A 14,501-nucleotide genomic window follows, 5' to 3' on the forward strand; every position below is an offset into this window, starting at 1 on the left:
AACTGAATACATCAAAAGACCACTTGAGCTACGGTGCTACACTTGAATATTGTTTTAGTGTCCGGAAAACCGATCGAAAAGAATAGATGAATTCTACAGGAAACAAATCTTGCGGGATGCTCGGTAGGAGCCAGTGAAAACAGTCATTTTTTCAAAAAATAAAGAGGCTCTGAAATACTTAGAGTATCCTCCACCCCAACATATTTAACAGAGCCAAAAAACGCAGCAATGCCCTCATCGAGAACTGCTGCGCCGACCGTTGATGGTGTGCCTGAGGCGATTCGAACGCCCGACCTTCACATTCGGAGTGTGCTACTCTATCCTGCTGAGCTACAGGCACATGTTTCTGTCAACGGTCATTATTATAGCACAGATTCCGGGAAATTCCAAACATTATTATTCCAGAACGTAAACTTTTTTATAGCGGCGGCCCCACTGGATGCACTCGCCTGTGCTGTTCATGTAAAGATCGATCACATTCCCCTTTACCGCGCCTCCGCAGTCGTTCGCGACGGCTACGCCGTAGCCCTCGATATAGAGCTTTGTGCCATAGGGAATCACGGACGGATCCACCGCGCAGGTTCCGTAATGACAGACCTGCCCTGTCGCACCTCTGGCATTTGTGCCGGCGTAATATGCGGTGCAGTTTCCTGTAAATGTGCGTGTGTAGCGGACGGAGCCGGTCTCACCGGTTTTGCTTGTGCCGAAGCGAACCGAATTGTTCTTCGGCCTGCTCACCCAGCTCAGAAGCTTCGCCTTTTCCTTCGTTTTCTTCCCGTTCACATAAGTTGTGATGTATTTGTACACACCCTTTCCGTCCCTGCCGCTGGTGGAAGCCACTGTGCCGGAGGAGAGGCTGCGGTCGAATATGACCTCGTTCTGCGCCGGAACCGTGACAGTCTTTCGGCGGGTTTTCACATCGACGACCTTAACCTTCAGTTTCGTCGCGGCTGTCACCTGTCCGGACAGTGCGGGCCGGACGATATCATCTTTGTCATAACTGATCTTATTCAGCTTCAGATTCTCCTTGATCGTTCCGGGGTACAGAACGATGCTGCGTTTTTTGCCGGCGATTTCCGCTTCGGTTCTGGTTCCGCGTCGGATCCGTATGGTCATATCAGTCTGAATCGGCGCATCGCGGTCTGTATCGACGATAATATTCTGCCGGTCGTCAGATTTCAGTTCACGGACGGCGGCGCCCACTGTTTTCCCCCTGGTTTCAAAGCGAACCGTCCGGGTATCGGAAACAGACTGATACTGCAGCCGGACCGGGACCGGTATCATGCGGTACCAGACAAACAGCGCGCCGCAGATAAGCGCAAGTATGATATTTAAAAAAATCAGTTTTCGCAATGTCATAAAAAAAAACCTCACATAATGGTTCTATTCTACCATCATATGAGGAAATTTTCAATCTGTGATTAAAAAGTCTGTAATCGGCGTGATTAAAAAGTCTGTAATCAGCGCGTCATAATCAGGTTGATATCGTTGCTCATCTGCAGCGGGTCGCTAATAGTCAGACCGGAGATCAGTGCCGCCTGGTCGTACAGGAGCCGTGTCATAGCCGCGGCGCTGTCTTTGTTCTCACCGTCTTCCCGGTAGGCTTCCTGCAGTTTCTTTACTACATCATGCTCCGGATTAAGTTCCAGAACCTTCTCGGCCTTCACCGTCTCTTCCGTCGGCATGCGGTTCAGCGTTTTCTCCATTTCCAGCGAGATTCCGCCCTTGCTGATCAGGCAGACGGGCGCGCTGTCAAGCCGGGAGGAGAACGTGATATCCGCGACCTGATCCTTCAGCGTTTCCTTCATGAAGTCCAGAAGGTCTTTGTTGTCCTCCTCTGCTTTTTTGACCGCGTTCTTTTCCTCCTCAGAAAGTTCCTCGCTCATGTCCTCATCAGAGATGGAGCGGAATTCCTTTTCCTTGTAATCCCGAATCATCTTGATGGCGAATTCGTCGATTTCGTCTGTGAAATAGAGGATCTCACAGCCCTTTGCCTTCGCCGCCTCCGTCTGCGGGAGCATGTCGATCTTCTCCACAGTTTCACCGGGCGCGTAATAGATATACTTCTGGTCCTCCTTCATCCGGGAGATGTATTCGTCCAGAGATGTCATTTTCTTTTCCGTCGAGGAATAGAACAAAAGAAGATCAGCCAGGGTATCCTTATTCATTCCGAAGCCTTCGTACAATCCGTACTTCAGCTGCCGTCCGAAATCCCCAAAGAATTTTTCGTATTCCTCCCGATCGTTCTTCATCCAGGAAACCAGCTCACGCTTGATTTTCTTTTCCAGATTTTTTGCGATATTCTTGAGCTGACGATCCTGCTGCAGAGTCTCGCGGGAGATGTTCAGCGAAAGATCCTGAGAGTCAACAAGTCCTTTCACGAAGTTAAAGTAATCCGGCAGCAGGTCCTTGCACTTCTCCATAATCAGGACGCCGCTGGAATAGAGCTGAAGTCCCTTCTCGTAATCCTTTGTGTAATAGTCATAGGGAACATGCCCCGGAATGAACAGCAGCGCGGTATAACTGCTGACGCCCTCCACCGTGGTCCGGATTACCCTGCGGGGATCGACATAATCAAAGAACTTGCTTTTATAATATTCGTTATAATCCTCGGTCTTCACCTTGCTCTTCTGGCGTTTCCAGATAGGCTCCATAGTGTTCAGCGTCTCCAGTTCCTGATACGATTCCATCTCGGGAGCCTTGCCCTCTTCCGGCTCAGCGCCTTCCTTCGGCCGCTGCTTTTCCACCATCATCTTAATCGGATAACGGATGTAATCCGAATATTTCCGGATCAGTTCCCGAATTGTATACTCCTCCATGAACCGGGAGTAGTTCTCTCCTTCCGTATCCTCCTTCAGATGCAGAACGATATCCGTGCCGTTTCCTTCCTTCTCTGCGGGTGTGACAGTGTAACCGTCGGCGCCTGCAGATTCCCAGCAGAACGCCTGATCGCTTCCGTACAGTTTAGATGTGACCGTCACACGATCGGCCACCATAAACGCGGAATAAAAGCCTACGCCGAACTGCCCGATAATATCAGTGGCGCGGCGGGCCTGCGCTTCCGCGCTGTCTCCCTCCGTTGCATCGCCGGCGTGCTCCTCCTTAAACGCCATCGAACCGCTGCGGGCGATGGTTCCCAGGTTGGATTCCAGTTCCTCCTCGCTCATGCCGATGCCGTTATCCGAAATCGTAAGGGTCCGTGCGTCCTTGTCCGCCGCGATATCGATTACAAAGTCAGACCGCTTTATTCCGGTATCCCCTGACTGAAGGCTCTGATAATACAGCTTGTCCAGCGCATCGCTGGCGTTGCTGATCAGCTCTCTCATGAAGATTTCTTTATGCGTATAGATCGAATTAATCATCAGATCCAGCAGTTTTTTAGATTCTGCCTTAAATTGTTTTTTTGCCATAATCTCGCCTCCATTGTATTTGTTAGCACTCTTTATATTCGAGTGCTAAATCCATAATATACTGTACCACGTTTGGTGAAAATGTCAATAGTTCTTTGTAAGAAAACAGAATTCGCCTTTGTAAGAAAAACGCCTGACACAGTTCTCTGCAGGAAAAAGGAAACCGGCGCGCCGCTGACGCAGACCGGTCTCCGAAAATAAATTCCTATGGATGTCCTGTGGACATTTTATGGATGAACGATTACAGGCATTCCCGCCTCCACATAACTGTAAAGCTTGGCGGCCTTGGCCGGCGGCATGTTTACGCAGCCGTGGCTCCCGTTCCGCAGATAAATCGAGCCGCCGAAAGAATCTCTCCATTTCGCGTCATGGAATCCACAGCCCGCATAAAACGGCATCCAGTACCTGACCGGCGTTTTGTAGGAGGATCCGTCGTTGTTCCTGCCCTCCAGCGTGGACGGGGACTGCTTGTACATTAAAGAGAACACGCCCTCCGGCGTTCCGTTTCCTTCCTTGACATTTCCGGTCACAACGTCTGCCGAAACAACAGTCTTTCCATCCTTGACGCACCAGACGTGCTGTTTGCTGATGCTGACCTCAACGTAAAAGTCGCCGATATCGTCCGTCACGGAAGAGGATGAGCCGTAGCCGGTCATGGAGAACACAGCTTCTGTCGTTGCGTCCTTCCCTTCCGCCAGAACCCTGGACAGACGGGTCGTCTCTTTGGTGATATTCAGCGTATTTCCGTAATTTCCGCCGGAGATGGTGACCTTTCCGCCCTTCAGTTTAAGATGGCGCGTCATGCCGACGGTGGTGAACCGGTCCGCGATGGATTTAACAAAGGTTTTTACGGCTTTTTCATCCACCGTAATCTCTCCGCTTTTGCTGACGGAAATCATTTTGTCCAGCTGCGCCGGCTTAATCGTATATTTCTTCCCTGCGCCGGTGACAGTGATCTTCTTCGTCAGATATTTCTCTGCATACGCCTGTCTCTCCTTCAGCGTTTCACTGTCGGAAAGAACCGTCGGCTTCTCATAGTAATCCGCCGCCGTATACGAGAACTTCATTTTGTCGCGGGCGATGGCAGACAGCAGAGCCTTCTTCAGTTTGCTCTTGTCAAGATTGTCGCCGTAAACCTCCTTGACGATTTTGAAGTCGGAGGAAGTCAGGTCAACATAGGCGTTCCGGGTCTTTGTGGTATATTTGTTGTCTTTAACAAAGCTGAGTCTGCGGAACTGGCGGTCGAAGGATCTGCTGCTCGCCTTCGCTGTCATGGCGATCGAGTAGCTGCGCTTCGAGGGACGCACCGTCCGGAGCAGTTTTCTGAAGAAACTCGGATGCAGACATTCCTTCACCTGCTGATTAATATCGTATTCCAAGTCGAAATTCCGGATGGTTCCGATTTTGCTGTCCTTCTCCGTTATCGTCAGTGTCTTCTTGTTCCACTCGTCAGTCAGCTTTTCCACGGCTTTAGCCTGCGTCAGACCAGACACATCGATTCCGTTAATCGATGACCCGGACTGGAAGGTGTCCGCATTCAGAACAACCCGGTTCAGAGCAAATCCACCCACACCGAGTACGGCTAGAATAATCACCAGTATAAGAAGGATCCGGCCCGTTCTTCTCTTCTGTACGCGGCCGCTCCTCAATCCTGCTGTCCCCGGTGCACGCGAAACCTCCGCGGCTTGCTCCGTCGTAGCTGGCTCCGCAGCGACTGTCTCTTCCGCGGGTTCTTCTGTCACCGCTGCTTCCGCGGCAGAAGTCTCCTCTGCGAGCTCCTCTGTCGCCACTGCTTCCGCGGCAACTGTCTCCTCTGCAGGTTCCTTTGTTACCGCTGCTTCCGCGGCAGAAGTCTCCTCTGCGGGTTCCTCCGTCACCGCTGCTTCCGCGGCGGCTGTTTCCTCTGCGGGTTCTTCTGTCGCAACAGATTTTGCAGCGGCGGTGACCGCCGCCGGTTCCTCCACCGTGAGGTCGGAAACCGGAAGCGTCCGTGTGTCCGCGTCCGTCCGGCTTTCTTCTTCACCTTTTTTCAGGGCGTCCGATGCCGCTGCGTTCTTTTCCAGGACTGCTGCTTTGCTGTGTTTATCGATATATCTTTTTTTAATTCCTAATTTCTTTAATCTGTTTGGAGCATCATGTTTGCCCAAATACTTCACACCCTTCTTCTTTTTTAATACCTTCCGCAGCGTTTCCATGAGTCTGTTCCGAAAGCCCTGCGGCAGTGGGATTTAGAAACGGCCGAATCCCTGAGCACAAGCATCAATTAGAGTCTTCCGGCGCACCCTTCCATTGGATGGTGCGCCGCGGTGCTGTTGACAGACTACCGTCAGCGCCCATTTAGTCCGACGGGGACTTAATGGGCAGACACTAATTATCTACTCAGTATAACTTATTCGTCATTTTATTTCAAGCGCCGGAACATCAGATCCGGGCATTGCCTGTAACCGGATGTCCCCCGCCTTTAGTCTTTTATACCATTATTATCTCTATTTTATCTCATTATCTCTTCTTTTTCCTTTTTCTGTCGCGGCTCGCTCCTTTTTTATCAGGACGGGGACCGCTGCCGGGGCGTTTTCTCCTCAGCAGATGATTGACCACCACGTAGAGCATCCCGATGCACAGGAAAATAAAGAAGGTGATTCCGATTGATGTAAATCCCTGAAATCCGTTTGAAAGACTCATTTCCTCCTCCGTCTATTCACTGAGCTGCTGTGTATGATAGAGCCTCGCGTATTCTCCGTTCCGCGCCAGCAGTTCTTCATGGGAGCCCTCCTCTGCGATGCGTCCGTCTTCAATCACCACAATCCGATCCGCCCCGCGTACCGTCGCGAGCCGGTGCGCAATGACAAGCGTGGTTCTTCCTCTGGACAGTTCATCAAAGCTCTTCTGAATCCGTTCTTCCGTGATGGTATCCAGCGCCGAGGTCGCCTCGTCCAGAATCAGTATCCGCGGATCCTTCAGGAAGATACGGGCAATGGAAACTCTCTGCTTCTGTCCGCCGGAGAGCTTTGTGCCCCGCTCTCCGACATAGGTGTCGAACTGATCCGGCATTTCCAGAATATCACTGTATATTTCCGCCCTCTTCGCGGCCTCCACAACCTCTTCAAAGGTCGCCCCCGGCCGGCCGTAGCGGATGTTCTCCAGTATCGTGTCAGCGAAAATGAACACATCCTGCTGGACGATGCCCACATTCTGCCGGATTGACGCCTTTGTTACATCACGGACATCGGTGCCGTCGATGAGAATAGCACCCCCAGTTACGTCATAAAATCGTGGAATCAGCTGACAAAGCGTGGTCTTTCCGCCTCCGGAATGACCTACAATCGCCACCGTCTCTCCGGGCTTTATGTGAAGATCCAGGTGCTCAATCACTTCAGCGTTTTCATTGTATGCGAAAGAAATATCATTGATATCGATGCGTCCTTCGCGCACGGTGAGCGGTTTTGCATCCGGCTTTTCCGTGACCTGCGGCTTCATCTCCATAATCTCCGTGAACCGGCGCAGACCCGCCATTCCATTGGCGAAGATCTCCGCGAAGTTGGACATCTTCCGGATGGGCGTGACAAAGGTATTGACAAACAGCGTGAATGTGATCAGGTCGATATAATTCAGCCGGTTTTCCATAATCAGATATCCGCCGAAGGCAATCACCGCGCAGGGCATGATGCACATAAAAAATTCCTGACTCGCGTTGAACGATCCCATGGCTTTGTAGTATCCCTTCTTCGCATCAATGTAGGTATCATTGGATTCCCGGAAGCGTTCCTGCTCCACGCCTTCATTGGCAAAGGCCTTGGACGTCCTGATCCCCGATATGCTGGATTCGATTTCCGAGTTGATGGAGGCAAGCTTCACCTTCACGTTGGAGGATGCGGCCGCCATATTCCGCCTGCGATTCATTACAATGACAAGGAATATCGGAATCAGAACCGCAACGATCAGCGCGAGCCTCCACTCCATCATGAACATGAACACGAGGGAGCCGATAATCGTCAGAATCGAGATGAGCAGATCCTCCGGACCGTGGTGGGCCAGCTCTGTGATCTCGAACAAATCACCGGTCAGACGGCTCATCAGTTTTCCTGTTCTGTTTTTGTCATAGAATTCAAAATCCAGCGTCTGAAGCTTATGGAACAGCGCCGAGCGGATGTCCGCCTCAACATGCACCCCGAAGGTGTGTCCCAGATAGGTCATGAAATAATAGCAAACGGACCGCAGTACATAAAAAAGCGCCACGCAGATCATCAGGGCGAAAAACACGCCGTATACCCTGCCCGGCAGAAGATTGTACATGGCGTACCTCGATACCAGCGGAAACGCCAGGTCGATGGCCGCCACGATCAGCGCGCACATCATATCGATGGCAAACAGTTTCCTGTGCGGTTTGAAAAATTGAAATAAAGTTCTGAGCATTGTTCTCCTTTTCAGTTCTCCGGCTGTTTATTGTAATTTATAATTAACGGTGCTATAATGGTGTCTGCTCGATTTCAACGGCTGAACACGCATTGCAGCCGGCTTTGTTGATCAACTAAATCTTACATGATGAACGATATAATTTCAAGGAGGTATTTATGAAAATAAAGGCGTTAAAGACCGCCTTTCCATACACGGTTCCTATTTTCGCGGGCTTCTGGTTTCTGGGACTCGCCTACGGAATCTATATGAACGCCTCCGGATTTTCCTTTGTATACCCTATGCTCATGAGCCTGCTCATCTACGGCGGTTCTCTGGAGTTCGTCGCCGTGGAAATGCTGCTGTCACCCTTCGCTCCGCTGCAGGTTCTGATTATGACGCTGCTGATACAGGCGCGGCATCTGTTTTACGGTCTCTCCATGCTGGAGAAGTTCAAAGGACTGGGCTGGAAGAAATATTACCTCATTTTCGGGATGTGCGATGAAACCTTTTCCATAAATTATACCGCCCGGATACCGGAGGACGTCGACAAAGGCTGGTTCATGTTCTTTGTCACACTCCTCAACCATCTCTACTGGTTTTCCGGCGCTACCATCGGCGGACTCATCGGTTCGTTGCTGACTTTCAACACGCAGGGAATCGGCTTCGTCATGACTGCTATGTTCGTTGTAATCTTCCTGGAGCAATGGCTGAAGGAAAAAAATCACGCCTCCTCCTGCATCGGAATCGGCGTGTCGATTCTGTGTCTCATCATATTCGGTGCGGACTCTTTCATGATTCCGACCATGATCGCCATCATCGCCGTGCTCGCGGCGTTCCGCAAGCCTCTTGAACAAAAGGAGACCCGTCCATGACTATGACGCTGACCCAACAGATTATCACCATCGGACTGTGCATACTCGGAACGTTAATCACCCGGTTTCTGCCGTTTCTCGTATTTTCGGAAAGCCGCAGAACTCCGGCTTTTATTCTCTATCTGGGAAAATATCTGGCTCCTGCCGTGTTCGGGATGCTGGTTATCTACTGTCTGCGGAACGTCAGCTTTCTTCACGGCACTCACGGTCTGCCGGAGCTGATCGCAATCGGCGTGACCGTTCTTCTTCATCTCTGGAAGCGCCAGATGCTGATTTCCATCGCAGGCGGCACCTTGTGCTACATGCTGCTGATTCACTATGTCTTTCTGTAACCGTATGCCTGCACTATATTAGAGTGGCTCCCGTTGGTAGCCTGAGCGGTTTCTGCACTCCGGCCGACCGCATTTCAGCAGCTTGCCCGACCGCATTCCAATTATATGCAGCCGGCTGGTTTTCTGCCGGAAACTGACCGCCTCAGCCCAGCGCAACATCCAGCGCCATCATGAGTGTGAATCCCACGGCGAACATGAGAACTCCGATATTGGAATGCTCCCCTTCCGACATCTCCGGAATCAGTTCCTCGACGACGACATAAAGCATTGCACCCGCGGCAGCACTTAGCATGTAAGGCATCAGTGGAAGCAGCGCTTCTGCGGCGAGGATCATCAGCAGCGCTGCAGCGGGTTCTACAACGCCGGACATAATTCCGCTCAGACAGGCTTTCCCTCTGCTCTTTCCCTCCGCGTGAAGCGGCATGGAGATAATCGCTCCCTCGGGAAAATTCTGGATCGCGATTCCGATAGAAAGCGCCATAGCACCGCCCAGCGAAATATCCTTTGTTCCCGTCAGAAATCCGGCATACACGACACCCACAGCCATTCCCTCCGGAATGTTGTGCAGTGTCACCGCCAACACCATCATCGTCGTTCTGGTGAGATTACTTTTGGGACCCTCAGCCTTCTCCGCATGCATATGAAGATGCGGAATCATGTGGTCCAGAAACAGGAGCATCAGAATACCGATCCAGAAGCCCGCAGCGGCAGGTACAAAGGACAACGCCCCCATCGTATCCGTCTGCTCTATCGCAGGAATCAGCAGACTCCAGATTGAAGCCGCTACCATAACGCCTGCCGCGAAGCCCGTCAGACCACGCTGCACATGGTCACGCAACTCATTTTTCATCAGAAATACACACGCGGCGCCCGCAGATGTTCCGACAAAAGGAATGATTATCCCTGACAGCACATTATAATTCACAGGTCGTTCCTCCTTAAATTGTCCACTATAAGATAATCAAATGACCTCATAAAAGTTCCTTTCGTCCAGTCGTTCCCTTTTCGTCCAATTGTGCTTGATTTTGGACGAAAAATCAATTCACTGGACGATTAAATCAATCTCTTCCAGACATCCGGCATACCGATGGTCAGGGGACCTATAAGTTCGTTCGGATTTTTCTATATCATATCAGATGATATGAACGGCATTTTGGATGAGATGGTCTGCTTTTACGAAACGCCATTAGTCAGGCCGTGAATGTATTGAGATTATATTTCCTGGATCTGCTTGCCGCTTAGATGCTCGATTTCGATAACAAACATCTGGACTGCCCTTCCGGACACTGCCACCTCTTCATCTATCGTCTTCTCATCAGGATAATATTTTTCCGCAAACTTCTTTACAAGCCTGATATTTTCCTCCTGATTTTCAATCAGATGACAGCGTCCGAATACAACCGCACTCTGCAGATACGGCGCCCACGGCACGTCTTTGACCTGTTCATTGCCGAACACGGTAAAACAGATTTTGTCGCAGGCCTTCAGCGAATCCACCTTGTGTCCCGCCTTCGCTCCATGAAATATAATCGTCTGCGTCTCTTCATCATACAAAAAATTAATCGGTATCGCGTAGGGATAGCCATCATCGCCGTTCACCGCCAGCACGCCCCGACGAGAAGAGCGAAGCAATTCCTTCGCCGCTTCTGCACTGATTTCATTTTTCTTTTTCCGAATTGGTCTGAACATTGTCTTTTCCTCCGTAAACATAATGCTTTGTTCTGTAAACCATTTATATATCCTGCTGCATCACCCACGAAAAAGCCCTGGCTGTCCGCCGGTCCGCATCCTTAAAATGATTCCCCTCATTCCATTCCAGCACGCAGTTTGCGCCCTGATCCTTCAGGAGAGAGTAGGCTTCCCGAATTCTGTCTCCCACCGTCGCCATGACAGGATTGCGTGTTTTTTCTTCCTTGTCTCCCAGGCTCAGGTAAATATTTCGGCTCTTGATCTCCCCTGCTTTCATAAAATCTATGAATTCCGGGAACCAGATTGAAGGGGAAGCTGCGGCAACTCCCCGAAAGAGATCTGTCTGATAGGCTGTCCATAGTGCGAACAGCCCGGCCAGGGAATAACCGCCAATATAGTAAATCCCGTCTTTGTCCCGGCAAAGTTCCATAATTTCCCGCATTGTATCTGCTGCACCGTCGCCGAAATCCTCTTTGCCGAAGACAGCCGGCGCCTTCCAGGGCGACAAATCATGGTTCCAATTGTCAACCCTGCATGCAATCAGTCTGAAATCAGTTTTTGTATTTTCCTGAATCAAAGCAATCTCACGATCTATTGTTTCAAGGTCATGCTCATCCACCAGCTGAAGAAGAGTGACAGCCGCATTTTGTTTTCCATATTCAAGTTTATCCATGATATTCTCGTCCCCGTATTACAATTCCCGCCCTCATGGGAATCGTTTCCCGCTCTTCCTTTGCAGAATTTCTTTTACTTCCGGCGTTTTGACACTCAAATTTTCAGGCATTCTGTCAAATTGTATTCAGAAATGATCCGTTCAACCACATTTGCCGGCAAGTCATTGTCTATGAACACACGATTACGTATACCGATTTCGGCATAAATCTTACCATACCAATCCAGGTCTGCTTGAATATCTCTCATATAATACTCCCTATGTTCATTTTTATAAGGATCATCTGTGTAAATTATATCATTTTCATCACTGAAAACAAGCCGATCGAAAATATTTTCCGGCGTATCATACAACTCTATCGCAAGCATGCCATCGCCGCTGATCTTTGTCCTGAAATTCTCCGTGAAAGAGATCGGCGTAATGGCAAGAACCATATCTTCCTCCAGACGAATAAGTTCCTTGATAATTCTTCCACGCTTTTGATCCCGCCACCTGAGATCTGCTGTGTAAACGAACGTTTCAAGCGTCATCCCCTTTCGGGTTTTGACTTCCATATCCAGATCATAAAACTTAAAGCCAAGCCGATTAGCCAGCAGCTCTCCAGTTGTTGATTTTCCTACATTAGAAACACCGAAAAGAAGTATTTTTATCCTTCCCACCATCAATATGATTCTTCTCAGATATACAATTCGCATTCTGAAAACAGTGTAGCTTTTCCTGCCAGAAACACTCTGTCGTCTGATACTCTGCAATACAGAGTTCCGCCACGCCGAGAAGCCTGATAGGCTACAATATTTTTCTTTCCAAGCTTTTCTGCCCAATAGGGAGCAATGTGACAATGGCCTGAACCGCACACCGGATCTTCGGCTACATTTAGTTTAGGGGCAAAGCTTCTTGAAACAGAATCTGTTGTTCTGCCGGGAGCAGTAGCCTGCAGCAGCAGTCCGTCCAGGTTCAAAAGCTTTTCCATATCCGGCGCAAGATTTCTTACAGTGTCCTCGCTGTCGAACACACAAAGCAGATCTCTGCCCATATATGCCTCGGAAGGAACGGCACCGATCGCTTCAATCATAGCATTCGTAACTGATACTCTCTCCAGCTTGTAGCCAGGGAACTCCATTTCCAGCATGTCGTCCTTTTTACTTACGGTCAAATCACCGCTGAGCGTTGAAAACACGATCTGATCTTCACTTTGAAGATAGAACCGAAAAAGGATGTATGCGCACGCCAGTGTAGCATGACCGCATAAGTCAATCTCTCCGCCAGGCGTAAACCAGCGCAGATGGAATTTCTCGCCTTCCTTTACGGCAAAAGCAGTTTCAGAAAAATTGTTTTCTTGAGTGATGCTCATCATAAGTTCGTCAGGCAACCACTGTTCCATAATGCAAACAGCGGCTTGATTACCGTGAAATACCTTATCGGTGAATGCATCTACGACATATTGTTTCATGATTTGTATCTCCCATTTTCTTCGATAGCTTCTGCATTAACGATGAACAACAACCGTAACTACGTAAACCGTCTTTTTCTCTTCCTCAATGCGGAAAATGATCATGCAGTTGTCTGCCAGAAGTTGTCAATACCCCCAATCGGCAAATCGGCCTGTTTGACACAACTGATGGGAATGCGGAAAAGTATCCAGGCTCAGAACAGCGTTTTTGATTCTGTCCGTCTGCTCTTTTGCATTTGCCGGGGAATGTTTTTCAATTGCGATATACGCATAGATACTGTCAAGATCCCTCAATGCCTTCGGCAGGAGCCTGCCCTTATATTTATCCATAATACTTTTTGTCCAGTCCGTCAAAGGCATATGCCGCATCAACGGTTTCGCCGCCGTTTTTCAATTCTTCCTCTGCTTCAAAAATATTCTGATCTGTTCTCAGTATACTTACATAACGATCGTACAACTCAGCGCTCATCACAACAAGATTACTGTATCCGTTCTTTGTGATGAATATAGGTTCCTGCTCTGTATGCGTCAGCTCCGACAACTCGCTTGTTTTGCGCAGATCACGAATAGGCACGATACGTGGCATGTCGCCGACTACTGACTATGCTAAAAAGGTCTAAATCGGTCCAGACAGGTCTAACTTTAAGGAGGTCACACATGGATCAGATACAATCCGTCAAAGCGGAACTTCGCCTGCGGCATTGGGCAAAGGTCATTGCTGAATGTCAGGCCAGCACACAGACCGTTAAAGCCTGGTGCGAAGCCAATGATATTCATATTAAAACATACTTGAGGCCTTTTGATTGCAGCTCGACACCGTGACCGTGCTCCGCGGATCCAAACTCGCCAAGGCGGTCCACTATGCCATGAACCAGAGACCATATATGGAAAACTATCTTCTTGGTCGGCCATCTGTCAATCTATTTCTTATGTTCTTCTTATTTCGGCTGTCAGTTTTATCAGGAATTGTTGCTTCAACAATATGTGCTAGTACAGGATTTACATAGTTCACGCCCTATCCGATAGGCATTCTCCAAATCCTTAGGAAAATCCTTTTCGTGCACAAATTTCTTTTTATTTTCATCAAAGCTTGCCATATTGAACTTCGAATAATCCGATACTTGCAAAGTATCATAGCAGGGATACAGGATTACCTTACCACCCATCATTTCCAATTCTTTGGCATACTCCTCAAATTTTGTTTTATATAGACGGTCATAAAACTCTTTTGTAGCATTCATGCTGACAAACATACCAACATTTACTTGTCCTGTAAAATAATTGCTGTAATCATCATAAGACAGCGAGCAGAAATGCAAACGCTCTAACAATTCGAAATAACGGCTCGTCGGCCTTCCCAGATAAATCGCCGTTCCGATCAGCAACGTATCCGCGCGAAATATTTTATCAATGATTGGTGATAAGTCATCTTTCCAATAGCAATGACATCTTTCTACACCTTTTCGCTTGCAGAGCATGCAACCTCTGCATCCGGTAAAAATCAGATCGTATAAATCAATATACTCAACTTCTGCTCTTGCATTTCTTGCGCCATCTGCTGCTGATTTGAGTAATTTGGCAGTATTCCCGGCTTTTCTAGGGCTTGCGTTTAATATCAGAGTTTTCATACCTGACTCCTTTCATATGACCAGTAACAATTACATAACAGTAAATAAATCA

16 protein-coding genes and 1 tRNA gene are annotated in these 14,501 nt (G+C 49.0%); 3 read left to right on the top strand and 14 right to left on the bottom strand.

The features are described from left to right. Positions 1-263: 263 nt before the first annotated feature. The 6 genes from FYJ64_RS10685 to FYJ64_RS10710 all read right to left on the bottom strand — a co-directional run bounded on the left by FYJ64_RS10685 (position 264) and on the right by FYJ64_RS10710 (position 7,823). Positions 264-340 (bottom strand) — tRNA-Arg (locus FYJ64_RS10685). 56 nt (positions 341-396) lie between these two features. After that, positions 397-1,359: a 3D domain-containing protein gene (locus tag FYJ64_RS10690; RefSeq protein ID WP_154575121.1), complete on the bottom strand. Its 963-nt coding sequence runs from the start codon at positions 1,357-1,359 to the stop codon at positions 397-399. 101 nt (positions 1,360-1,460) lie between these two features. Further along, positions 1,461-3,410, bottom strand: a complete 1,950-nt coding sequence (htpG, locus tag FYJ64_RS10695; protein ID WP_154575122.1) for a molecular chaperone HtpG — start codon at positions 3,408-3,410, stop codon at positions 1,461-1,463. A gap of 227 nt (positions 3,411-3,637) precedes the next feature. Further along, the gene (locus FYJ64_RS10700) at positions 3,638-5,605 is read right to left on the bottom strand and encodes a L,D-transpeptidase family protein (RefSeq protein WP_206045653.1); all 1,968 of its coding nucleotides are present in this window, start codon (positions 5,603-5,605) and stop codon (positions 3,638-3,640) included. Between the two features lie 304 nt (positions 5,606-5,909). Further along, positions 5,910-6,092 carry a hypothetical protein gene (locus FYJ64_RS10705; RefSeq protein WP_154575124.1) on the bottom strand — a complete coding sequence of 61 codons (183 nt, stop codon included), beginning with the start codon at positions 6,090-6,092 and terminating at the stop codon, positions 5,910-5,912. A gap of 12 nt (positions 6,093-6,104) precedes the next feature. After that, positions 6,105-7,823, bottom strand: coding sequence for an ABC transporter ATP-binding protein (locus tag FYJ64_RS10710; protein ID WP_154575125.1), 1,719 nt, complete (start codon positions 7,821-7,823; stop codon positions 6,105-6,107). Between the two features lie 158 nt (positions 7,824-7,981). Here FYJ64_RS10710 and azlC point away from each other — a divergent pair, with 158 nt between their 5' ends. After that, complete coding sequence (gene azlC, locus FYJ64_RS10715) at positions 7,982-8,677, top strand: azaleucine resistance protein AzlC (protein WP_154575126.1); 696 nt, start codon at positions 7,982-7,984, stop codon at positions 8,675-8,677. Beyond that, positions 8,674-9,009, top strand: a complete 336-nt coding sequence (locus FYJ64_RS10720) for an AzlD domain-containing protein (protein WP_206045654.1) — start codon at positions 8,674-8,676, stop codon at positions 9,007-9,009. The genes azlC and FYJ64_RS10720 overlap by 4 nt, the downstream gene beginning before the upstream one ends. Before the next feature lie 142 nt (positions 9,010-9,151). Here FYJ64_RS10720 and FYJ64_RS10725 read toward each other — a convergent pair whose 3' ends face one another. The 7 genes from FYJ64_RS10725 to FYJ64_RS10755 all read right to left on the bottom strand — a co-directional run bounded on the left by FYJ64_RS10725 (position 9,152) and on the right by FYJ64_RS10755 (position 13,407). After that, complete coding sequence (locus FYJ64_RS10725) at positions 9,152-9,934, bottom strand: ZIP family metal transporter (RefSeq protein ID WP_328597009.1); 783 nt, start codon at positions 9,932-9,934, stop codon at positions 9,152-9,154. Positions 9,935-10,221: 287 nt separating this feature from the next. Continuing rightward, entirely contained in the window at positions 10,222-10,698 is a 477-nt protein-coding gene (locus FYJ64_RS10730) for a pyridoxamine 5'-phosphate oxidase family protein (protein ID WP_154575127.1), read from the bottom strand. A 43-nt stretch (positions 10,699-10,741) separates the two neighbouring features. After that, entirely contained in the window at positions 10,742-11,371 is a 630-nt protein-coding gene (locus FYJ64_RS10735) for an alpha/beta hydrolase (RefSeq protein ID WP_154575128.1), read from the bottom strand. A gap of 95 nt (positions 11,372-11,466) precedes the next feature. Continuing rightward, positions 11,467-12,033, bottom strand: coding sequence for a shikimate kinase (locus tag FYJ64_RS10740; RefSeq protein ID WP_206045655.1), 567 nt, complete (start codon positions 12,031-12,033; stop codon positions 11,467-11,469). A gap of 14 nt (positions 12,034-12,047) precedes the next feature. Continuing rightward, complete coding sequence (locus FYJ64_RS10745) at positions 12,048-12,821, bottom strand: PhzF family phenazine biosynthesis protein (RefSeq protein WP_154575130.1); 774 nt, start codon at positions 12,819-12,821, stop codon at positions 12,048-12,050. Positions 12,822-12,947: 126 nt separating this feature from the next. Beyond that, positions 12,948-13,190 carry a type II toxin-antitoxin system RelE/ParE family toxin gene (locus FYJ64_RS10750; RefSeq protein ID WP_320615275.1) on the bottom strand — a complete coding sequence of 81 codons (243 nt, stop codon included), beginning with the start codon at positions 13,188-13,190 and terminating at the stop codon, positions 12,948-12,950. Beyond that, positions 13,144-13,407, bottom strand: coding sequence for a type II toxin-antitoxin system Phd/YefM family antitoxin (locus FYJ64_RS10755; protein ID WP_154575131.1), 264 nt, complete (start codon positions 13,405-13,407; stop codon positions 13,144-13,146). The genes FYJ64_RS10750 and FYJ64_RS10755 overlap by 47 nt, the downstream gene beginning before the upstream one ends. A gap of 71 nt (positions 13,408-13,478) precedes the next feature. Between FYJ64_RS10755 and FYJ64_RS10760 the strand changes: the two genes are divergently transcribed. Then, positions 13,479-13,643 carry a hypothetical protein gene (locus tag FYJ64_RS10760; protein ID WP_154575132.1) on the top strand — a complete coding sequence of 55 codons (165 nt, stop codon included), beginning with the start codon at positions 13,479-13,481 and terminating at the stop codon, positions 13,641-13,643. 152 nt (positions 13,644-13,795) lie between these two features. On the opposite strand, the gene FYJ64_RS10765 is transcribed toward FYJ64_RS10760, so the two are convergent. After that, the gene (locus FYJ64_RS10765; protein WP_154575133.1) at positions 13,796-14,449 is read right to left on the bottom strand and encodes a flavodoxin family protein; all 654 of its coding nucleotides are present in this window, start codon (positions 14,447-14,449) and stop codon (positions 13,796-13,798) included. Between the last annotated feature and the right edge of the window lie 52 nt (positions 14,450-14,501).

The sequence above is a fragment of the Hornefia butyriciproducens genome, from assembly GCF_009695915.1.
GTDB lineage: Bacteria > Bacillota > Clostridia > Peptostreptococcales > Anaerovoracaceae > Aminicella > Aminicella butyriciproducens.